18 protein-coding genes and 2 pseudogenes are annotated in these 21,589 nt (G+C 64.5%); 16 read left to right on the forward strand and 4 right to left on the reverse strand.

Translation table 11 applies throughout. The features are described 5' to 3' along the window. The 6 genes and pseudogenes from AC07M9_RS16165 to AC07M9_RS16190 all read left to right on the forward strand — a co-directional run. Nucleotides 1-249: pseudogene (locus tag AC07M9_RS16165) on the forward strand (amidohydrolase); the annotation flags it as partial. A 103-nt stretch (nt 250-352) separates the two neighbouring features. Then, entirely contained in the window at nt 353-1,228 is an 876-nt protein-coding gene (locus AC07M9_RS16170) for a glyoxalase (RefSeq protein WP_494885066.1), read from the forward strand. A 21-nt stretch (nt 1,229-1,249) separates the two neighbouring features. Beyond that, nucleotides 1,250-1,672 (forward strand): DoxX family protein, encoded by a 423-nt coding sequence (locus AC07M9_RS16175; RefSeq protein ID WP_494885463.1) that lies wholly within the window; start codon nt 1,250-1,252, stop codon nt 1,670-1,672. After that, on the forward strand, nt 1,665-3,026 hold the full coding sequence (locus AC07M9_RS16180) for an alginate export family protein (RefSeq protein ID WP_494885068.1): 1,362 nt from the start codon (nt 1,665-1,667) through the stop codon (nt 3,024-3,026). The genes AC07M9_RS16175 and AC07M9_RS16180 overlap by 8 nt, the downstream gene beginning before the upstream one ends. A 104-nt stretch (nt 3,027-3,130) precedes the next feature. Further along, nucleotides 3,131-3,826: a YoaK family protein gene (locus AC07M9_RS16185; protein ID WP_494885069.1), complete on the forward strand. Its 696-nt coding sequence runs from the start codon at nt 3,131-3,133 to the stop codon at nt 3,824-3,826. Between the two features lie 74 nt (nt 3,827-3,900). Then, nucleotides 3,901-6,843 carry a sensor histidine kinase gene (locus AC07M9_RS16190; protein ID WP_494885070.1) on the forward strand — a complete coding sequence of 981 codons (2,943 nt, stop codon included), beginning with the start codon at nt 3,901-3,903 and terminating at the stop codon, nt 6,841-6,843. 38 nt (nt 6,844-6,881) lie between these two features. Here AC07M9_RS16190 and AC07M9_RS16195 read toward each other — a convergent pair whose 3' ends face one another. Next, nucleotides 6,882-7,514, reverse strand: coding sequence for a response regulator (locus AC07M9_RS16195; protein WP_494885071.1), 633 nt, complete (start codon nt 7,512-7,514; stop codon nt 6,882-6,884). A 111-nt stretch (nt 7,515-7,625) separates the two neighbouring features. On the opposite strand from AC07M9_RS16195, the gene AC07M9_RS16200 reads away from it, so the two are divergent. From AC07M9_RS16200 to AC07M9_RS16245, 10 genes and pseudogenes are all read left to right on the forward strand, one after another. Then, complete coding sequence (locus AC07M9_RS16200) at nt 7,626-8,102, forward strand: response regulator transcription factor (RefSeq protein WP_494885072.1); 477 nt, start codon at nt 7,626-7,628, stop codon at nt 8,100-8,102. Nucleotides 8,103-8,125: 23 nt separating this feature from the next. Then, nucleotides 8,126-8,281 carry a LuxR C-terminal-related transcriptional regulator gene (locus AC07M9_RS16205; protein ID WP_494885073.1) on the forward strand — a complete coding sequence of 52 codons (156 nt, stop codon included), beginning with the start codon at nt 8,126-8,128 and terminating at the stop codon, nt 8,279-8,281. A 6-nt stretch (nt 8,282-8,287) separates the two neighbouring features. Beyond that, nucleotides 8,288-8,479, forward strand: coding sequence for a LysR family transcriptional regulator (locus AC07M9_RS16210; RefSeq protein ID WP_494885465.1), 192 nt, complete (start codon nt 8,288-8,290; stop codon nt 8,477-8,479). A gap of 198 nt (nt 8,480-8,677) precedes the next feature. Next, the gene (locus AC07M9_RS16215; protein WP_494885074.1) at nt 8,678-9,757 is read left to right on the forward strand and encodes a sensor histidine kinase; all 1,080 of its coding nucleotides are present in this window, start codon (nt 8,678-8,680) and stop codon (nt 9,755-9,757) included. Nucleotides 9,758-9,987: 230 nt separating this feature from the next. Then, nucleotides 9,988-11,484 (forward strand): ATPase domain-containing protein, encoded by a 1,497-nt coding sequence (locus AC07M9_RS16220; RefSeq protein WP_494885075.1) that lies wholly within the window; start codon nt 9,988-9,990, stop codon nt 11,482-11,484. Then, nucleotides 11,481-13,490 carry a hybrid sensor histidine kinase/response regulator gene (locus AC07M9_RS16225; protein ID WP_494885076.1) on the forward strand — a complete coding sequence of 670 codons (2,010 nt, stop codon included), beginning with the start codon at nt 11,481-11,483 and terminating at the stop codon, nt 13,488-13,490. Before AC07M9_RS16220 ends, AC07M9_RS16225 begins: the two co-directional genes overlap by 4 nt. 335 nt (nt 13,491-13,825) lie before the next feature. After that, a complete protein-coding gene (locus tag AC07M9_RS16230) occupies nt 13,826-15,043 on the forward strand; it encodes a (R)-mandelonitrile lyase (protein WP_494885078.1) in 1,218 nt (405 codons plus the stop codon). 77 nt (nt 15,044-15,120) lie between these two features. Next, nucleotides 15,121-15,762 (forward strand): annotated as a pseudogene (gene paoA, locus AC07M9_RS16235) (aldehyde dehydrogenase iron-sulfur subunit PaoA). Then, entirely contained in the window at nt 15,759-16,724 is a 966-nt protein-coding gene (locus AC07M9_RS16240) for an FAD binding domain-containing protein (RefSeq protein WP_494885080.1), read from the forward strand. The pseudogene paoA and the gene AC07M9_RS16240 overlap by 4 nt, the downstream one beginning before the upstream one ends. Continuing rightward, the gene (locus AC07M9_RS16245) at nt 16,721-18,976 is read left to right on the forward strand and encodes a molybdopterin cofactor-binding domain-containing protein (RefSeq protein WP_494885081.1); all 2,256 of its coding nucleotides are present in this window, start codon (nt 16,721-16,723) and stop codon (nt 18,974-18,976) included. Before AC07M9_RS16240 ends, AC07M9_RS16245 begins: the two co-directional genes overlap by 4 nt. Nucleotides 18,977-19,039: 63 nt before the next feature. On the opposite strand, the gene AC07M9_RS16250 is transcribed toward AC07M9_RS16245, so the two are convergent. The 3 genes from AC07M9_RS16250 to AC07M9_RS16260 are packed head-to-tail and all read right to left on the reverse strand — an operon-like array spanning nt 19,040 to nt 21,568. After that, nucleotides 19,040-19,450: a (R)-mandelonitrile lyase gene (locus tag AC07M9_RS16250; protein ID WP_494885083.1), complete on the reverse strand. Its 411-nt coding sequence runs from the start codon at nt 19,448-19,450 to the stop codon at nt 19,040-19,042. A gap of 49 nt (nt 19,451-19,499) precedes the next feature. Further along, the gene (locus AC07M9_RS16255; RefSeq protein WP_494885084.1) at nt 19,500-20,081 is read right to left on the reverse strand and encodes a flavodoxin; all 582 of its coding nucleotides are present in this window, start codon (nt 20,079-20,081) and stop codon (nt 19,500-19,502) included. A gap of 41 nt (nt 20,082-20,122) precedes the next feature. After that, the gene (locus AC07M9_RS16260) at nt 20,123-21,568 is read right to left on the reverse strand and encodes an MFS transporter (RefSeq protein ID WP_494885086.1); all 1,446 of its coding nucleotides are present in this window, start codon (nt 21,566-21,568) and stop codon (nt 20,123-20,125) included. Nucleotides 21,569-21,589 lie beyond the last annotated feature (21 nt).

Genomic DNA, 21,589 nt, shown 5'->3' on the forward strand with positions numbered 1-21,589 from the left:
GGTGACGGTGACTTCCGCCCGCTCGCCCCCGAGCTGCCGCGCCCGATGCCCGACTGGTCGCCGGTCGCCACTTTCGGCGGTTACTACCAGACACCCGAAGCCAAGCAGAAGCTCGCCTCGGCCTGCGGCTGCGCCAGTTCCTGCGGCGTCCACGGCCACGACCACGCCGCAGCGCTGGGCGCCAACGTCCCCGCCGCCGACGTCCAGACCTTCTGGGGCGCGCTCGGCTGCGGCTGCTGGGCAGTGTGAGCCGGACGGAGTGACGGAATTGCCGGACGAGAAGCCGCCCCCGTCCCGCCTGCGCGTGGGACGACAAAAATCTGCCTGAACCATTCCCGTTAGGAGACCTACCATGAAGCGCTTCGCCTTCCTTTTCGCTGCCGCCATCCTGGCAGGTCCTCCCGCTTTTGCAGCGGAGACCACCGACTACGCACAGGGCGCGCAGTACGATACCACGCACGTCTACGTCCCCCAGGACCAGTTCGACACGTTCGTCGCCAGCTTCGTCGCCACGTTCGGCGGCACCACCAGCAAGCAGGGCGAATTCCAGGTCACTCCGACCAAGAGTCTCACCAAGTCGCAGCTTGTGCTAACGCCTTCGGGGACGGTCTCGGTGTTCGGCTTCAAGACGCCGATCCCCTATCCGTTCGGCGACGAGCGCACCGGCTATCTGGTCACCGATCTCGACGGCGCTGTGGCATCGGCAGTGAAGCACGGCGCGGTGCGGCGCATCGCCACATTCCCCGATCCGATCGGCCGGGATTCGGTGGTGCAGTGGCCGGGTGGCGTGAACATGCAGATCTACTGGCACACCGCGAAGCCGAACTACGCCCCGCTGGTCTCGGTGCCCGAGAACCGCGTATACCTGACGCCCGACGCCGCCGACGCCTTCGTGAAAAGCTGGACCGGCTACGCGCATGGTAAGATCACTGCTGACGACAAGGCCGCTTCCGGCAGCGAGATCGGCGAGACGGGCAAGACTATCCGCCGCATCGCCATCGAAAGTGGGTACGGCAAGATGGTGGTCTTCGTCTCGGACGGCCAACTGCCCTGGCCCTATGGCCGCGACATCACCGGTTACGGTGTGAGCGACCTTGCCGCCACGCTCGCAAAGGCGTCGGCGGCCGGTGTGGAAACGCTGGTCGCGCCTTTCGAGGCGAACAAGCGGCAGAGCGCCATCGTGCGCTTCCCCGGCGGCTACGTCGCGGAAATCCACGAGGGAGCCTGAGTCATGGCCGGCCGCCTCCAGATGAATCGCATGCCTTCTTTCGTGGGGGCCGTGCTGAACTTCTCGCCGACCGGGTTCATCGCCCGCCTGCTGCTGGTGGGCGCCTATCTCGTGGGCGGCGTGACCAAGCTGGGTGACTGGCCCGCGGCACTAGCGGAACAGGCCCACTTCGGCCTGGCCCCCCCCGCCGTCTGGGCGGGGCTGACGATCGCGCTGGAACTGGTCGGCCCGCTGCTGATCCTGAGCGGCCGCCTGGTCTGGCTGGGTGCGGGCATGCTGGGCGTCTTCACGTTCGTTGCCGCGCTGTTGGCCAACGCGTTCTGGACGATGCCCCAGGGCCCGGAGCGCTTCGCCGCGACCAACGCCTTCTTCGAGCATATGGGCCTGGTAGGTGGGTTCATCCTTGCCGCGATCCTGGCGCGCAAGGGGGCAGCGCTTGCGTAGGATCGCCGCGCTTGGCTTGGTGGTGAGCGCCGCCGTACCCAGCCTCGCCTGCGCGGCGCCGAAGGAGGCTTGGGAGGCGCCCACGCTCAGCATCACGCGCTACGACGAGGACTGGTCGGACCTGGAGGACGCCGGCGAACGCGACGACCACTGGACCGGACCGTTCAAGTACATACCATTGGGCGATCACGCCTTTCTTTCGACCGGCATCGAACTGCGCGCCCGCAATGAAAACTACGACGACAACCTGTGGGGCGGTGCCGTGGTGCCGGACGACGGCTACGTCTGGCTGCGGGCCATGCCCTATGCCGACCTGCACGTCGGCAAGTTGCGGGCCTTCGTGCAGCCGATCGCCGCCACCTCGATCGGGGTCGCGCCGTCGGCAGGGCCGGTGGACGAGACGGGCGTGGACCTTCTGCAGGGCTTTATCGAGGCCGATCTCGGCCCCGTCTCGGTGCGGGGCGGCCGCCAGATGCTGTCGCTTGGCACCGAACGGCTGATCGGGACCCGCTACGGACCCAACGTACCGCTCGCATTCGACGGTATCCGCGCCGATGTCACGTTGGGCGCCGCTCGGATCAGCCTGGTCGCAGCGCATCCGGTACTACCGGGCACCGGTAGTTTCGACGACCGGAGCTCGCCCGACAAGGCCCTGTGGGGAGCCTATGCGCAGATGCCGGGGCTCGACGTCTATTATCTGGGCTACCGCAACGACATGGCGCAATGGGGCACACAAGTCGGGCAGGAGACCCGTCACAGTGTCGCTGCACGCTGGCACGGCACTCGCAGTGACTGGCACTGGAATGTCGAAGGCGTCTACCAGTTCGGCCATTTCGCCGGCGGGCCGATCTCCGCCTGGACGCTTGGCACGGAACTGGGCCATGCTTTCCCCGATGGCCCGCTGACGCCGGACCTGACGGTGCGAGTGAACGTCGTCAGCGGCGACGGCAACCGCGGCGACAACCGGCTCGGGACCTTCAATGCGCTGTTTCCCAAAGGAAAATACTTCGGCGAACTCTCGCCGGTGGGGCCCTACAACATCATCAACGTCAATCCCTTGCTGGGCGTGCAACTGGCTCCCGAAATATCCGCCAGTCTCGCGGCGGCCGCCTTCTGGCGCTATTCCCGCAGCGACGGGGTCTTGGACATACCGGGCAACCTGCTCCGCGAAGCGGGCGACAGCCGGGCGCGCTTCATCGGCAAGGAAGTGGAGGCCACCCTCGCCTGGCAGGCCACCCCCGAACTCGAACTGTCCGCCTCGCTATCGGCCTTCGCGCCAGGGGCGTTCGTGCGCCAGACGGGCGTTGCAAGGACGATCCATATGCTGGGTCTCGAGAGCAACTTCCGCTTCTGACATCGCCATCCTTTCTAATTCATCGAACATATCGGCGGACATTATTCGGATAACCCGGTGTTCCGCCCCGCGATAAACCCATCGCAGTCCACTAGGAGATCGCCATGAACGCCCCCGCCGCTCCCTCTTCCTCCCTTCCGCGGCTGCTGCTGCTGTTGTCGGCCACCACTGGCCTTGTGGACGCGGCGTCCGTGCTGGGGCTTGGCAAGGTCTTCACCGCCAACATGACCGGCAACGTCGTGTTTCTGGGGTTCGCGGCTGCTGGCATGCCCGGGTTCAAGGTGATCCCTTCGGTTCTGGCTCTGGTGGCCTTCATGGCAGGTGCGTGGGGAGCCGGGCGTCTGGGGAGGGCACATGTGGATCGGCCGCTAGGCCGCTGGCTGCTCTGGGCCGCCGTGGTCGAAGCCGCGCTGCTGTGGATAGCCGCTTTGATCGCGCTCGACATCGACGTCGCCGCGCAGGCGAGCAAGGCGGGCGTGATGAGCGTGATCGCGCTGACCGGCTTCGCGATGGGCCTGCGCAACGCGACCGTACGCCAACTCAAGGTGCCCGATCTCACGACCACGGTGCTGACGCTCACCATCACCGGCATCGCCGCCGACCAAGTCGGTGGCACCACGCCCAACTTCGCACGCCGCATTGGCGCGATCGTCTCGATCTTCGCGGGCGCGGCGGTGGGTGCGCTGCTGTTGATGCATGGCGGGCTGGCTCTGCCGCTGGCTCTGGCGGGCGCGATGGTGCTCGGGGCGACACTGGTGTTCCTGCGCGACCCGGCTTCCGCCGTCCCCCGCAAGGCCTGAAGCCTGCAGGGCGATGGGGCAGGACAAACCAAGGGTAGCTTGTCGGCGTCGCCTTGTCATGCGAAGCGCCGCCGATGCGCCTCGATCGAGCCGTTGCTCGCCCCATCTCCCGCACGCTTGCGCCGCTTCTTGCCCTTGTTGGCGCGATGTTGCACGCGCCTTCCGTCGTAGCCTCGCCGGCGACGGAAGTTCCCGGCTACGCCAGTCGCCACTGGTCGCTGGCCGATGGCGCCCCGCCCGACATCCGCGCGATCGCCCGTACCCGCGACGGGTTCCTGTGGCTCGGGTCCGGCGATGGGCTCTATCGCTTTGACGGGTTGAACTTCCTGCGCGTCGATCCCGAGGACTTCGACAACTTCCGCGCAAGACAGGTCACGGCGCTGGCCGCTGCGCCCGATGGCGGGCTGTGGGTCGGCTATGCGTTCGGCGGCATCGCGCACCTGCAAGGCGGCCGCCTGCGCGGTGCCAATCCGGAAAAGCCGCGAGGGCGTGTCACCGACATCGCTGCCGCGCCGGACGGAAGCGTCTGGGTGGCATCGTGGAGCGGCTATGGATCGCAATTGCGCCATCTGGTGAAGGGGCGGTGGGATGCGCTCGATGTCGATGGCCCGCTTGTGCGCATGTACCGGCAGCGCAACGGCACGATATGGATCGCCTCCAACCCAGAAATCCTGCGCCTTCGCCCGGGCAGCCGCACCTTTGAGGCGGTGCCCGCGCTCATGAACCTAGGCCCTGCGTTCCGCGAGGACTGGGCAGGGACCATGTGGTTCTATTCCAGCGACGGTCTGCAGCGCCTGACGCCGGGCGGCTTCGTCCAAACCGAAGTCGCCTTTGGCGAGCCGATAAACGGGGCGGACGGTTCACGCGAACTATTGTTCGATGCCGACAATCTGATGTGGATCGCAGGCGATGCCACCGGGCTCGAGACTGTGCCTGGCACTGCCCTGACGAAGGACCGCGCAGAGACCTATCCGGTGCGCGTGACCACCTTGATGCGTGATAAAGAGGGCACGATCTGGGCGGGCGCTCCCGATGGCCTGCACCGCTTCGTGCGGACGCCGGTGGTGCGCTACACGGGGATCGCTGGGGTGCGGACCGGCATCGCGACAGGGCCAGACGGCTCGCTCTACATCGGCGGCGATGAGGGATTGTACCGCATCGTCGCTGGCAAAGCGCGGTTGATCCTGCGTTCGGGGCTGGTCTCGGACATCTGCTCGGTGCCGGGCGTTGGCGCCTACGTCTTCACGGCGAGAAACGAATATCTCGTGCGCGGCTCTACCCTTACGCGGGTTATCGGCCCGCACGAACAGACGCACGAATTCGGCCAGGCCTGCGCCGCCGATCCGCAGGGGCACCTGTGGCAGTCGGTATCCGCGCACGGCATATACCGGCTGGAGGGAACCCGCTGGGTCAAGGAGGAGGGGCTTCCGCCGGCGACGACCTTCATCGCCAACGGGGCCGGCACCTTCATACTCAACCAGCCGCTGCGCCTGCTTGCGAGGGTGCACGATGGCAAGGCCACGCCGATCTGGCCGGAGGGTAGCGGGAGCGCTGGCGAGGCCGGCGTCGGATTCGTGCGCATGCTCAAGGAGATGGGCGGCGAGACCTGGATCGGCGGTGAAGGCGGTCTTGCCCGATACGACGGGCGCCGCATCCAGCAGTTGAGCGCGCGTACTTATCCCTGGCTTGCCGGAGTGATGGGCATCGTGCGAACCCCGGGCCATTTCTGGCTGATCTCATCAGGTGGCATCATCCGCGTCGCCAAAGTCGACCTCGAAACAGCCTTCTCGAAGCCGGGCTCGCCGATCCCGCTTGCCCGCTTCGGTCAGAACGGGTCGATCCGCGCGCGTACCGAGCCTTATTCCGCCAACGATGCCGCCATCGATGCGCAGGGACGCCTGTGGTTCGTGACGAGTACCGGAGTCGTGCAGGTCGATCCCTCGCGCGTCGCGGCGGAGCCCGGTGACATGCCGATCCACGTTACCGGGCTGGAGGTGGACGGGCGCGCCTACTCCTTGGAAGGGGCCCGGTTGCCCGCTGGCACGACCCGCGTCAGCCTGTCTTACGTGGGGTTGGGTCTCGCCGACGCGGAAAGCAACCGCTATCGGTACAAGCTGGATGGCGTCGATGAAGGCTGGGTGGATGCGAGCGGGCGCCGCCGCGTCGATTATGCGGGGCTGGGCCCCGGCACTTATCGCTTTCACGTCACCGCCGCTACTGGAGATGGCCCCTGGGCCAGGCACGAAACCGCGATCGCATTCGTCATTGCCCCGCATTTCTGGCAGACCTCGTGGTTCCGTCTTGCCGTGCTGGCTGGGCTCGTTTTGGGAATCTACGCGCTATTCCGCTGGCGCGTGCGGCTGGCCATCCAGGCGCTGCGTGACCGTATCGAGGAGCGTGTTGCCGAACGCGAACGCATCGCCCAGGATCTGCATGACACTTTGCTGCAGGGATTCCAGGGGCTGATGCTTCGCTTCCAGACGGTGCTTCACCTCACCACCCCTGGCACGCCCGCGCACAGCGCGATCGAGGAGGCGCTGGATCGCGCTGATGATGTCCTGCTTTATGGACGCGAGCGCGTGCGAGGCCTGCGCGAGGACGCCGAACCCAAATGCATCGCCGAGACCATTCGGAACTGCGGGGAAAGAGTGGTGAGCGATGCGCTGCAATGGGACGTGCGGGTGGACGGTCCCGAACGACTCGTCGGGGGCCCGGTGGCCGAGGAGGTCGAACTTACCGTGGGCGAGGCCCTGGCCAATGCCGTCAAGCACGCGCAGGCGACGATGGTATGGGTCGAAGTTCACCACGGTCGCGACAGTCTTTCGCTTCGCGTGGTGGATGATGGGGTCGGCCTGCCCGAAGATGTCCGTGCAGCGGGTGGACGGGAAGGGCACTTCGGCCTCACGGGTATGCGCGAAAGGATCGAGCGTCTGGGCGGAACATTCAGCATCGCCAAAGCGGCGGGCCGGGGCACCTCCATCCGTCTGACCCTGCCTGCCAGGATCGCCTATCGATAGACCGCGCCACCGCCTCTCACCTCGCTCTTTGAACGTGTCTACAGTTCGATCAGGCCGTTGCGCACCGCTATGGCGACTGCGTGCGTACGGTCCATCGCCCCCAGCCGTGCGAAGATGGCTTTCATGTAGCCCTTCACGGTGTCTTCGGAGAGCGACAACCGTGCCGCGATCTGCTTGTTCGAATTACCCGACGCTGCCAGTTCCAGCACATCGCTCTCGCGCGCGGTGAGGCGCTTGGCGTCGCGGTCGGCTGCAGCGAACACCTGCTTGTCGAAGTGCGTCCCGCCCCGGTGGATGGACCGGATCGCATCCAGCAACTCGGTCCGCAGACTATTCTTGAGCAGGTATCCGCAGGCCCCCGCCTTGATTGCCTGCGTGGCGCGGCCATCGGCGGAATAGGTCGTCAGCACCAAGATGCGCGCATCGGGAAATTCGTCGAGGATGTGCGTCATCGCCTCCAACCCATCAACATTGGGCATCTGCAGGTCAAGCAGCATCACATCCGGTCGCAGTTCGCGATAGACGCGCACCGCCGCTTCCCCGTCCGCGCCAGAGCCGACGAGTTCCAAATCCGGTTGAGTCGCGAACACCGCGCTGATGCCGTCGCGCAGCAACGGGTGGTCGTCGATCACGGCGATGCGGATCGGTGCCTGCAGGTCCCTGGTTTCCATGCCGCCTCTCTAGGCCCTCACCGGACGCCAAGGCAATTCCCCCCGAAAGAGGGGATTGCCGCTTTCGTGCACTTTGGACCATTCCCTCCCAGCACAAGCAGGAGTGATGCGATGCGACTTTCGACCAGCGAAACCAACCGGGGCAAGGTGCTGATTGTCGATGCTGACGACGAGGCGCGCTCGCAGCTTCGTGCCCTGCTTCGCGACGAAGGCTACGTTGCAGAAACGTTCAACTGGGCGGGTGCGCTGCTGGATGCTGCACTGCCCGAGGCGCCCTGTTGCATCGTCGCGGAAATACGGCTGCCCGCCATCGATGGTCTTGAACTGATCGAGCGCTTGAAGCTGCGCGGCGAGCCGATCCCCGTGATTTTCGTGACCGACCACGCCGACGTGCCGCTGACGGTGTGCGCGATCAAGGCAGGTGCCGTCGATTTCTTGCCTCGGCCGTTCGACGAAATGGACCTGCTTGGCGCGATCGAGCACGCGCTCGACATCGACACGCAGCGCCGCAGCGCCGCAGCGCCGCGCGCAGCAGCCATGCGATCGTCCAGCGCTTCGACACCCTCACCCCCCGCGAGCGGCAGGTGATGGATGGCGTCGTGCGAGGCCTGATGAACAAGCAAATTGCGTGGGAACTTGGGATCAGCGAGATCACCGTAAAAATTCATCGCTCCAGCATGATGCGCAAGCTAGAGTTGCGTTCGGTGCCCGATCTCGTGCGTGCATCGCAGATGCTGCCGGTGCAAAGCGACTCCGCTTACGCCTGATGCCCGATAGTCACGCCGCATGTCGCGGCCTCGAAGCTCGGGATGTCGCAGTCGGGGCTCAGCCATGCGATGCGGGGTTTGGAGGAGCGGCTGAAGGTCCTTTTTGCTGGGACGACGCGACAAAAGTCTGATTTCGCTAAAATTTGCCGTTCATCGCTGTCTACGGAAAGGCAGTTAAGTCCCGCTTCAAGGCGATGAACGAAGGGCCGGAATCGGCACCCGATTTTGGCGTGAGGATGACGGGATCAGGGCGGTGGTTGAGTTTAGTGTAATAGGGGGCGGGCGATCTCTACGGTCAATAAATATCACCCCTTCCGCCATTCGCATCTTGGCGAGCAATTGGCGTGCGCCTGGTCGCGTCCGCATATGCTATGCCTTGGCCGCCGGAGGTGGTGAATGAGCGAAAATAAAGAAAACGATCCGCTTGAGAAAATCCTCGAGGCACCGGATCTGGCAAATGCACTTGAAAGCGATCGGTTCAAGCAGTTTCTCGATCATGTGCCGATCGCCATCGCCGTTTCGGAAATCGAACCGAAGGAGTTCATCACCTACGTGAACCTCGAATTCGAACGGTTGACCGGGCAGACAGCTGGACAACTGGTGGGGCAGAGTTGGCGGGCATTGCCTGGTGAAGCTTTGCCGCGTGACGATATGCGCCGCCTTAGCGAGGCTGTCGAACTGGAGGAAGACTATGTAGGCACCTTCAGGATCGAACACGACAGTGAAGTGTTCGAGGTCGATGCCTGGTCGAATACCATCGAGGACGAGGAGGGGAGGCCACTTTTCCGTCTCGTCGCGATGGCCCGTGTGGGCGCGAAGACTCGGGATGAAGACGAAGCTCTGAAGCAGTCCCTACGCGACAAGGATGCCCTACTGCTCGAACTGCAGCACCGCGTGAAAAACAACCTTCAGATGATCACCGCGCTCATCCGGCTGGAGGCACGCAACGTCCCTGACCAGGAGACGGGAGAACGCTTCGACCGGCTGGCTGGCCGTATCAATTCGTTGGCTTTACTGTACCGTTCACTGGCGGCGGGGGAGCAGGGCGACGTTGTCGATCTGGGCATTTATCTCAGCCAGATCGCTTCTGCGGTGATCCAGGCTCATGCGCCTGAAGGGATCCGGCTCGACCTGAAGGTCGATACCTGGGCGGTGGGGATCGATGTCGCGATGCCGGCGGGACTGGTGGTCAACGAACTTCTGACCAACGCGCTCAAGCATGCGTTCCCCGACGAAAGTGGAGGCATGATCACTCTCCACAGTCTGGTCAACGACACCGGCTGCCATGTGATCGTGGCTGACGACGGCATCGGCCTCCCCGATGGCGTGACTTGGCCGAAGCCCGGAAAGTTGGGCGCGGTTATCGCCCAGTCGCTTCGGCAGAATGCAAAGGCAACCTTCACGGTGAACTCAGCGCCGGGCGAGGGGCTGCGGGTGGACATATTCTTCGCCAAGCAGAACGCATTGACCAGCTGAAATACGCGGCTGACGTAAGTGACCAGCATCATTCTCAACGGCCCGCTCCGCCGACAAGTTTGGCGATGTTGTGCATTAGCGGGGCGCAGATATGGCGCAAACGGTCGCCGCGGGGAACTGATCGTCGATCGAATCCATGCAGCCAATCGCGTCCTCAAGCGTATCGTCTTAAGACGAAATATCCGCAACCGTTGACGGCGGGATGCGATTGACCAGGTAAGATTATCAGAATGGTGAACGGCTCGATGGCCCCCGCTTTGACCGGGGTAGGTGGACTGGATGACATTCTGGCGGGCGGATTCTCGCGTGGGCGCGTGTTCTTGCTGGAAGGCAGTCCCGGAACTGGCAAGACGACCATAGCCACCCAGTTTTTGATGCAGGGGGCGGCGAACGGCGAACGCTGCCTTTATATCACCCTGTCGGAAACCGAGGAAGAAATGCGCGAGAGCGCGCATTCGCATAATTGGGACCTGACCGGTATCGACCTGTTTGAACTGGTTCCACCGGAAAGCCTTCTGGACGAAGACCAGCAGCAGAGCCTCCTGTACTCCTCGGACCTCGAACTGGGAGAGACGACGCGCCGCATCTTCGAGGCTTTCGATCGGACCAAACCCGACAGGGTCGTGCTGGACAGCCTCTCGGAAATCCGGCTGCTGGCGCAAAGTTCGCTGCGATACAGGCGCCAGATCCTCGCTCTGAAGCACTTTTTCTCGCGGCAAAGCACGACAGTGCTCATGCTCGACGATCTCACGGCGGACGTCGCTGACAAGACGGTTCACAGCGTTGCGCATGGTGTGGTGCGGCTCGAAGAATTGGCTCCGAATTACGGTCCCGAGCGTCGCCGCTTGCGCATCATCAAATATCGCGGCAGGCGCTTCAGGGGCGGCTTCCATGATTTTCGCATCGAAACCGGAGGCGTGGAAGTCTACCCTCGTCTGGTATCCGCCGAACACAAGACCAGCTTCAAACGAGAGGCGCTTTCGAGCACTTCCGCAGAACTTGACGCTCTCCTGGGGGGCGGCGTCGAACGGGGCTCCAGTATCCTCGTGCTCGGGCCTGCGGGAACCGGCAAATCGTTGCTTACGCTTATTTTTGCGACAGCCGCCATCGCGCGTGGTGAGCGGGTCGCGATGTTTGTCTTCGACGAGGAAATCGGGCTGCTGTTCAATCGTGCCCTCGGTCTCGGCATCGACATGCAGGGAATGGTCGATGCGGGCAATCTGTTCATCGAGCAGGTGGACGCGGCCGAACTCTCGCCGGGCGAATTCTCGCAGCGCGTACAGATGCGGGTCGAAAAGCATGGGGTCCAGTCGGTCATTGTCGATAGCCTGAACGGCTACCAAGCGGCGATGCCAGAGGAGAACGCGCTCATTCTTCACATGCACGAGCTGCTGCAATACCTCAACCGGCAGGGGGCGACCACCTACCTGACCGTGGCGCAGCACGGCCTTGTCGGCGATATGAAGTCGCCCGTCGACGTCACCTACCTTGCCGACACCGTGATCCTGCTACGCTATTTCGAGGCATCGGGCCGCGTGCGGCGCGCCATCTCGATCATCAAGAAGCGGACCGGGGCACATGAAGACACCATCCGCGAGTATCGGATCGGAAACTACGGGATCAAGGTCGGCGAACCTCTGGTCGGTTTTCAGGGAGTGTTACGTGGCGTCCCTGATTTCGTGGGCGGACAGGATGCGCCGGTACTTCTAGAAGACGAACACGGGTGATCCCGCATCTTTCTGAACGCGGCATCATCCTGGCTCCGCATGGCCGAGATGCGGCGATTGCGGCCAGTCTGTTCATGGATGCCGGCCTGCACTCTGCCACCGCTTCTTCAGTGCCTCAGCTCGTCGCGGAACTTGAGCGCGGCGGGGGCTTTGCGTTGCTCACGGAAGAGGCCCTGCGCACCGCCGACCTCAATCCGCTTGCCCGCTGGCTGGGCGAACAGGCCGAGTGGTCGGACTTCCCGTTCGTGCTTCTGACTGCAAAAGGGGGCGGACTGGAGCGTAACCCGGCGGCAAAGCGCCTTCTCGACGTGCTTGGAAACGTAACTTTTCTGGAGCGACCGTTCCATCCGACCACGCTGGTCAGCCTGGCACAATCGGCGCTACGCGGACGGCGCCGCCAATACGACGCGCGGAGCCGTCTGGAAGAACTAGACCGGGGGGCAGACAAGTACCGCTCCCTGTTCGAATCGATCGACGCCGGCTTCTGCATCATCGAGATGATCTTCGACGCGCAGGGCAACCCTTCGGACTATGTTTTTATCGAGGCCAACCCGGCATTCGAGCGGCAAACGGGACTGTTGAATGCAACCGGGAGGTCCGTGCGCGAGATGGTGCCCGGTCACGAGCAGCACTGGTTCGAAGTCTATGGCGGGGTCGCGCGCAGCGGCGAGCAGATCCGTTTCGAGCAGCATGCCGAAGCGCTCGGCGACATATGGTATGAGGTCTATGCGTTTCGGGTTGGCGATCCGGGAGCCGGCCGCGTCGCGGTGCTGTTCAACGACATTTCGGCACGGCGCGTGATGGAGGAAGCTCTACGCAAGAGTGAGGAGGGGCTCAGGCGTTTGAACGAAACGCTGGAGGACCGCGTGGACGAGCGCACACGGGCTCTTGAACAGGCGCAGGAAGCGCTGCGACAATCGCAAAAGCTCGAAGCCATGGGTCAGCTGACCGGCGGTGTAGCGCACGATTTCAACAACCTCCTCACGCCCATCGTCGGCAGCCTGGACCTGCTGCATCGGCGCGGTGTTGGCAGCGATCGTGAGCGCAAGCTGATTGAGGGGGCGATCAAATCGGCTGACCGTGCGCGTATGCTGGTGCAGCGTTTGCTGGCTTTCGCGAGGCGGCAGCCGCTTCAGGCCAAAGCGATCGACCTCGACGCTCTGGTTCGCGACATGCAGGGTCTGATCGTGAGCACCTGCGGACCGCGTGTAAAGGTTGTCCTTGAGATTGACTCGGATATTCCCAAGGCCAACGCAGATGCCAACCAGATGGAGATGGCGCTGTTGAACCTGGTCGTCAACGCCCGGGACGCGATGCCGGACGGAGGAACGCTGACGGTGAGCATTCAGCGCGACAGGCTTGACGCTGAGAGCGGCGGGGGCCTGCCAAGTCGCGATGTTGTCCGACTGACCGTCGCAGATACAGGCAGGGGAATGAATGAGGCGACGATGGCAAAGGCAATCGAGCCGTTCTTTACCACCAAGGGCGTCGGGCAGGGCACTGGTCTGGGCCTTTCGATGGTGCATGGGCTGGCCGCCCAGCTCGGCGGCGGGCTGCAAATCGAAAGCGCCGTTGGGCGCGGCACATCGATTCATTTGTGGCTGCCGGTCACCCAAGGTCCGCTGGAGGAGGAGCAGATCGTCGACGAGCGGATCGCCCTTCCCCAGGTTGGTACTGTCCTGGTCGTGGATGATGAGGACCTGGTCAGAGCCAGTACAGTGCACATGCTGACCGAATTGGGCTACTGTGTGGTAGAGGCAGCATCGGGAGAGGATGCCTTGCGAATCCTGGATCAAGAAGCAGACATAGATCTGCTTGTGACGGATCACCTTATGCCAGGTATCACGGGCACGGATTTGGCCAACAGGATAAAGAATATTCGCCCGCATATGCGGGTGCTAATCATCTCCGGTTATGCCGAGAACATGGGTGTTTCGCCTGGTATCGCGCGTCTGACGAAGCCTTTCAAACAAAGCGATCTTGCTTCAAGCCTAGCGCGCCTTTGAAGCCTCCGGGCGTCTAGGAAAGACCAGAAAGAATGGCGTGGTTCGAGCACGCGATTCAGTATCGCGAACGACCGATATGAGGGCGGGAAATTCCTGCGAGCAGGGCGGTAGTGTTAGGTCGCGATCAAGTTCAGCCATAGCCTTCTCGGCAACCAATGGCGGAACTTATCGAAAACCATCGCTCGTCCGCGACCGCAACGTCATTGAGCTCTCCGAGTTTCATGAAACGCTGTCATAGGTTCATGCACGTTTGGGCGCTAATCGATGCTGACGGTCTGAACTATCCTATCGAGAAGCAAGGCTACCGCGTTGCTCACCGGAATCAGGATAGAGTTATGGCAAAAATTTGGCGAAGCGTGATGGGCATCCTGTCGATCTGCTCCCCATCGATTGGTGAGGCAGCTTCAGGCGACCGTCCGTCGGTCGCTCCTGCGGATATGAATGCGGTGGCCCCTGCCCTCGCACGCTACACCGATGATGTCCTGTTCGGCGACAACTGGGAAAATCCCCGGCTGAGCAAGCGGGACCGCAGTCTCATCACGGTTTCCGCACTGATCGCAGGGGGAAAGTCTGCGCAGTTGTCGGGCCATCTGGGCAGGGCGCTCGACAACGGCATCAGGCCTTCCGAGATTTCCGGCCTCGTCACGCATCTGGCCTTCTACAGCGGATGGCCCAATGCGGTCTCCGCGACCACCGTCGTGCGCGAGGTATTCGATCAGCGCAAGATCGCCCCGACCGCGGTCGCGCCAGCGCTTATGCCTCCGCTGTCGGTGGCTGCCGCCCAGGAAAAGCTGCGTGCCGACGAAGTCGACGCGACAATCGCCTCCATGGCACCCGACCTCGCCCGGTTCACCAACGAGGTCGTGTTCGCCGACCTCTGGCGCCGTCCCGATCTGTCTCCTCGCGACCGCAGCCTGGTGACGATCGCAGCGCTGACGATGGCTGGAGATGTAGGCCAATTGCCGTTCCACATCGACCGCGCCCTCGACAACGGGGTGACCCAGGTCGAACTCGGCGAGGCGATGACGCATCTGGCCTTCTACGCCGGGTGGCCCAAGGCCATGTCCGGCGCCGCACTCGTGCGCGAAGCCGTCGAAAAGCGGGCTGCGGCAACTTCGATGGCATTGATTGTCGCCCGGCGCGGGAGGGGGCCGGTCAGCGATGGGCCGGTTACGCGGTTTACCGGCAAGGTCACCGTCTCGGCGCCTTTCGAGGCGAGCGTTCCCTCTCGCCTCAGCGGCGCCACCGTCACATTCGCGCCGGGTGCCCGCACGGCATGGCATAGCCATCCGCTCGGACAGACCCTGATCGTCACCGAGGGCCTGGGTTGGACCCAGGTCGAAGGTGGGCCGATCGTGGAAATGCGTGTCGGGGACGTGGTCGTCTGCCCGCCAGGCGTGCGCCACTGGCACGGCGCCGCTCCCACCGGTCCCATGAGCCATGTCGCCGTGGCCGAAACCCTCGACGGCAAGGCGGTCGAGTGGGGTGAGCAGGTGTCAGAGGCGGATTATCGCAAGGGCCCTCAGGCAGAGGCACGGGCCAAGCACCCATGAGGCGCAGGTCTAAAAGGATGAACCGGTTCCGGGAGGCAAGCCCGGGAACGGTTATAGCGGCACAGGAGTACGAGCCCATGACGAACAGGAACGATCTCGAACTGTCGAGGCGCGGGGTGCTCGTGGCCGGCGGCGCGTCGGCAGCGCTCACGGCTCTCCCGGTGGGACAGGCCGCGGCGCAGACGGCCGCACCGCAGCGCCTGCCGGTAGACATGCGCGTGGCCTTCGAAGTCAACGGCAAGCGCCGCCAACTGGAAGTCGATACCCGCACCACGCTGCTCGACGCCCTGCGCGAGCACTTTCAACTCACCGGCACCAAGAAGGGGTGCGACCACGGGCAGTGCGGGGCGTGCACGGTCCTCGTCAACGGCACACGCATCAACAGCTGCCTCAGCCTCGCGGTGATGCACGAGAGCGACAAGGTCACCACGATCGAGGGCCTGGGAACGCCAGACAAGCTGCACCCGATGTAGGCGGCCTTCATCAAGCATGACGGCTACCAATGCGGCTACTGCACGCCGGGCCAGATCTGCTCGGCGGTCGCGGTGCTGGAGGAAATCCGCGCCGGAATGCCCAGCCACGTCACCGATGACATCGAGGCCTCGGCCCTCGTCTCCAATGCGGAGATGCGGGAGCGCATGAGCGGCAACATCTGCCGCTGCGGCGCGTACTCCAACATCATGGAAGCCATGGCCGAAATTGCAGGAGCCAAGGGATGAAGCCCTTTTCCTACGAGCGCGCGACCTCGCCGCGTGACGCCGCCGCCAAGGCCGCGAGCGTGGCCGGCGCCCGGTTCATCGCCGGCGGCACCAACCTGCTCGACCTGATGAAGCTGGAGATCGAGACGCCCACGCACCTGATCGACGTCAATGGTCTCGATCTCGACACGATCGAGGAAACTGCCGAGGGCGGCCTGCGCATCGGCGCTCTGGTGACGAACAGCAAGATGGCGACCGACAAGCGCATCCGGCGCGACTATGCCCTTCTCTCGCGAGCGACCGTCGCTGGCGCTTCGGGGCAGCTGCGCAACAAAGCGACGACGGCGGGCAACCTGCTGCAGCGTACGCGCTGCGCCTATTTCTACGACACCAACCTGCCGTGCAACAAGCGCCAACCCGGCTCGGGCTGCGCTGCGCTCGGCGGGGTGAGCCGGCAACTCGGCATCATCGGCACCAGCGACGCGTGCATCGCCACGCATCCCAGCGACATGGCGATCGCCATGCGGGTGCTCGATGCCAGCGTAGAGACGGTGAAGCCCGATGGCTCGGAGCGCGCAATTCCCATCGCCGACTTCCACCGCCTGCCCGGCACCACTCCGCACGTCGAGAACGCGCTGGAAGAAGGCGAACTGATCACCGCCGTGACCCTGCCCAAGCCGGTCGGAGGCATCCAGATCTACCACAAGGTCCGCGACCGGGCGTCCTATGCCTTCGCGTTGGTCTCGGTAGGTGCGATCATCCAGCCCGATGGAAGCGGGCGGTTCGCGGTAGGCGGTGTCGCTCCCAAACCCTGGCGAAGTTCGGTGGCCGACGAGGCGCTTCCGCAGGGCGCCAAGGCCGCGGCGGCAGCCTTGCTGTCGGATGCCCGGCCGACCGAGGATAACCGCTTCAAGGTCACGCTGGTCGAGCGTACGCTTGCGGCCGTGATCGCCGATGCACGCGGCAAGGGAGAGACGACATGAAGTTTGACACGCCCGCAGGCATCAATCCGATCGACCGGGGAAAAGTCGTCGGTCGGCCCCACCCGCGTATCGAAGGCCCGCTCAAGACGACCGGCACGGCGCGCTATTCGTATGAGCTGCACGATGTGACGCCTGACGCAGCTTATGGCTACGTGCTGGGCGCGGCCATCGCCAAGGGTCGGATCGCGTCGCTCGACGTGACCGATGCGAAGGCGGCTGCCGGTGTGCTGGCGATCGTCACGGCGGCGAACGCGGGACCGCTGCGCAGCGAAGGGTTCTATGTCGCCAGGCCGCTCGCCGGTCCGGAAGTCCAGCACTACCATCAGGCGGTCGCTTTGGTGGTTGCCGAGACCTTCGAACAGGCCCGCGCTGCGGCCGGCCTGATCCGCGTGCAATACGAGCGCGCGGACGGGGCTTATGACCTGATGGCCGCACGGTCGGGCGCGAAGGCTCACCAGCGCCAGCCCGACGTCGGGATCGGCGATTTCGATGGGGCCTTCGCGTCTGCCGCCGTGACGGTCGACCAGACTTACACGACGCCCGACCAGAGCCACTCGATGATGGAGCCGCATGCCACCATCGCCAGGTGGGAAGGCGACAGCCTGACGATCTGGTCCGCGCAGCAGATCGTCGGCTGGGCGCAGCGCGACCTGGCGAACAAGCTGGGTATCGCGCGGGACAAGGTCCGCATCGTCGCGACGTACATCGGTGGCGGTTTCGGCGGCAAGGGCAGCGTGGCTTCCGACGCGGTCCTGGCTTCGCTTGGAGCGCGGGCTACGGGACGAGCCGTCAAGGTGACCTTGCCGCGTCCGCTCATGCCCAACAACACCACCCATCGGCCCGCCACGGTCCAGCGGTTGCGGATCGGTGCGGATCGCCAGGGGAAGATCGTCGCGATCGGGCATGAGACGTGGTCGGGCAACCTGCCGGGCGGCGGGCCCGAGATTGCTGCGGCGCAGACGCAGCTGCTCTATGCCGGGGCCAACCGGCTGAGCCTGACGCGGCTGGCGCTGCTGGACTTGCCCGAAGGCAACGCCATGCGCGCGCCGGGCGAAGCGCCCGGAATGATGGCGCTCGAAGTGGCGATGGACGAGCTTGCGGAGAAGCTGGGAATGGATCCGGTCGAGCTGCGGGTCCTGAACGATACGCAGGTCGTACCGGGGCACGCCGACCGCGGTTCCGCGTCAGGCGGCGGGCAGGCAGACGATGCAGCAAAGCCTCGGCCGGGGGAGATCCCGTTCTCCAAGCGCGAGCTGGTGCAATGCCTGAAGACCGGCGCCGAACGCTTTGGTTGGAACAAGCGAAGTGCGGCGCCAGCCTCCCGCCGCGAAGGCCGCTGGCTGATCGGCATGGGCATGGCCTCGGCGATCCGCGGCGCCCCGATCCAGCCGGCCGGTGCGCGCGTAAGCCTCGACGCGCAAGGCATCGTCACCGTCGAGAGCAACATGACCGACATGGGCACCGGCAGTTATACGATCATCGGCCAGACCGCCGCCGAGATGATGGGGCTACCGCTCGAGCGAGTGATCGTGAAGTTGGCGGATTCCCGCTTCCCCGATGCGTTCGGGGGCGGCGGCCAGGCGGGCGCCGCCTCGGCCACGGCGGGTGTCTACGCGGCCTGCGTGAAGCTGCGAGAGGCCGTTGCCGCGAGCCTCGGCGTCAATGCCGTGGATGCGGTCTTCGAAGACGGACAGGTCCGGTCCGATGGCCGTGCCATGCCTCTCGCCAAAGCCGCACAGGCCGGCACGATCACCGCCGAAGACAGGATGGAGTACGGCGATCTGTCGAAGCGGTTTTCGCAGCAGACGTTCGGCGCGCATTTCTGCGAAGTCGCGGTCGATGCTTATACGGGCGAAATCCGCATCAGGCGCATGCTCGCGGTCTGCGCGGCCGGGCGCATCCTGAACCCGATCACAGCGCGCAGCCAGATCATCGGCGGCATGACGATGGGCGCCGGGGCTGCGCTGATGGAGGAACTGGCGGTCGACAAGCGCTTCGGCTTCTTCGTGAACCACGACCTCGCCGGCTACGAAGTGCCCGTCCACGCGGACATTCCGCATCAGGAGGTCATCTTCCTTGAGGAAGTCGATCCGACGATGTCTCCGCTCAAGGCCAAGGGCGTCGGCGAACTCGGCATCTCGGGGGTGGCGCCGGCGATCGCCAATGCGGTCTACAATGCGACGGGGGTGCGCGTGCGCGACTATCCGATCACGCTGGACAAATATCTCGACAGATTGCCGCCCTTGGCCTGATCCTTCCGCCGCCACCGGGAAGCGCCACGGCCCGCCGGCACTGCGGGCGGACCGTGGTTGTCTTCAGTCCTGCGGCGGGCCGGCGAGATACTCCGCGTCGGTCACCTTCTCCATCCAGGTCACCGCGCTGCCGTCGAGCGCTTCCTGCACCGCGATATGGGTCATCGCCGTCGTCGGCGTCGCACCGTGCCAGTGCTTGTGACCGGGCGGGCACCAGATCACGTCGCCGGCGCGGATCTCGACGATTGGCTCTCCCTCGCACTGGGTCCAACCACAGCCTGCGGTGACGATGAGGGTCTGCCCCAGCGGATGGGTATGCCAGGCCGAGCGGGCACCGGGCTCGAATGTGACGGCAGCGCAGGAATGGCGCGCCGGCGCGGGCGGCGCGCTGAGCGGATCAAGGCGGACCGTGCCGGTGAAGTATTCGCTGGGAGCGACCTGCGACGGCTGCGAGCCTGCACGCTTGAGTATCATGACGTGTTCCTTTTCCTTGGATGATGAATTGGGAAAGACAGGGAGGCCATCACTTTCCAAGCCATACCTTGACCTGGTTGAGTGTACGCCGCTCCTGATCGGCTTCGCGGACGAATGGTTCCTCGATTCTGGCGCCTGGCGCATGGCTCCGGAGGATTGCCATGCTGTTGCCGGGGCCATATCCGCCATGGGTGATGAAGGGCTGCAGGGTCTTCCCGCTCCAGTCGTGTGCTGTCAGGAACGAGCGGATCACCGGCGGCGTGGTCTCGCCCCAGATGGGAAAACCAAGGTAGACCGTTTCGAACGCCGCGAAGCCCGGAACGCGGGCCTCCAACGGCGGCTCGTAGCCGCGATCGCGTTCCTGCCGGGCCTGTTCGACCGTTTTCTCGTAGTCTTCCGGATAGGGACGGACGGGGCGGATCTGGAATAGTTCCGTCCCCAGCAGGCGGTGCATGGTGCCGGCGATGACTTGCGTGTTTCCTGAGCGGGTGAAGAACGCCACGAGCGTCTTCGATCCCGAGCCGGACGTGTCGGCCTTCTCCTTGGCGCAGGCAGACGTGCTCCCGAGGAGGGACAGTGCGACAGGGGTGGCCAGAACGGTACGCCGGGAAAGGTCGGAATGGCTGTCCATTGCGGAGTCCTTCGGTTCGAGGCAGGAAACGGCGGTTTATCTCAAGCGGAGGCTGCCACCGGCCTTGGCGAGGCGGCCCGGCGAACGGGCAGGACGATCGTCAGTGTCGCCACCAGAAGCGCGAGCATCAGCATCAGCGTGCCGGCATCGAATGCCGTGGTGATTCGATGGGCGGTCAGGGCGCTGCCCGTCAGGCTGCCCGCGCCGATCGATGCGACGGCGACGAGAATGCTGAGGCCTACCGAACTGCCGAGTTGATGGGCCACGTTGACCGCCCCCGAAGCCGCGCCGGCGTCCCTGTCGGTGACGCCCACCACGCCGGCGGATGTCAGCGGGCTGAGCGTCAGGCCCTGGCTGACGCCGATCAGCAGCATTGGCAATGCGACCGAGACCCAGTAGCCCGAATGGACCGATGCCCGGCTCAGCCAGGCCATGCCCACTATACCGGCGATCATGCCCACAACAAGCAGGAGTTTGGGGCTGTAGCGCTTGACCAGGCGCGGCACGGCGATGGCCGAAGGAACGTGCAGGATGGTGGCGGGCACGAACGCAAGCCCGGTCCAGGCCGGGCTGTAGCCCACGACCTCCTGCAGATAGAGCGTGGTGAAGAAGAAAAAGCCCACCATCGCGCCAAGATAGAGAACGCGCGCCGCATAGGCTCCGGACCGGACCCGGTTGGCGAACAGATGCAGGGGCAGGATGGGCTGGCGCACCCACGCTTCGATCGCGACGAATGCCGCGAGCAGGACAATGGCCGTACCCAGCGTAGCCAGGGTCAGCGGGTCTGCCCAACCGGTGTGCGCGGATCGGATGAAGCCGTAGACGATGCCTCCCATGCCCAGCGTCGAGGTGATCGCGCCGGGAATGTCGAATGTCCCGGCATGGCGAGGGGTCTCGGCAATGAAGCGGCGCGTCGCCCAGATCAGGCCGATGCCGACAGGGAGGTTGATGTAGAAACCGGCCCGCCACGAGACCCATTCCGCCAGCACGCCGCCGAGCACCAGGCCCACCGTGGCGGACGCCCCGGCCGCAGCAGCATAGTACGATACCGCCCGCGTCCGGGCATGGCCTTCGGCAAAATTGGTTTGGAGCAGGGAGAGGCTGGAGGGGGCGAGGATCGCGGCGCCTACGCCTTGTATGCCGCGCCAGACCAGCATCCATGTTGCCGTAGGCGAAGCGCCGATGGCCAGCGAAGCAAGCGTGAAGACCGTGATCCCGGCGATGAACATCCGGCGACGACCGAGAATATCCCCCGCACGCGCGCCGAGCAGCAGGAATCCTCCGAATGTCAGCGTATAGGCGCTCTGGACCCAGGCGAGATTGGTTTCGGAAAACCCGAGTTGCTGGTGGATCCGGGGGAGGCCCGTCAGCACGACGGAGATGTCGAGCACGATCATGACGTAGCTGACGAGAATGATCGCCAGGATCGCGTTGGAATGGGCGCCGGGCCGGTCGGCCACATCGGGCGATCTGCTATTCGAAACCATCGTATTTGCCTTGGTATTGCC

This window comes from Novosphingobium sp. GW821-FHT09E05, from assembly GCF_059416165.1.